Origin of the sequence: Streptomyces oceani (genome assembly GCF_001751245.1) — a bacterium.
GTDB classification, from domain to species: domain Bacteria; phylum Actinomycetota; class Actinomycetes; order Streptomycetales; family Streptomycetaceae; genus Streptomyces; species Streptomyces oceani.
In genome coordinates, this window is the sequence record NZ_LJGU01000151.1 from 1 (window position 1) to 300 (window position 300).

The window sequence follows — 300 nt, forward strand, 5'->3', positions numbered from 1 at the left end:
CGTGGGACTGAGCCAGACCTTCGTGGTGGAGGAGCGCGGCACCCGCGCGCTCACCCACGGACCCGCGGACATCATCGAGGCGTGACCCCCGGACACGGGTCGCCCGGGCACGGGACGGCCATCCCGGAGTCGCCCGCGGCTGCGGGCGATTCGGCCCACCGGGCGCCCCGGCGCACACGTACGACCTGAGCCCCCGCGGTGGCCGGGCCCGCTCACGCGACCGGCCACCGCGGCGAGGCGGACGGACAGGAAACGATCAGGATGAGTCAACTTCAGGAGACCACCCCGACACGGGACGTC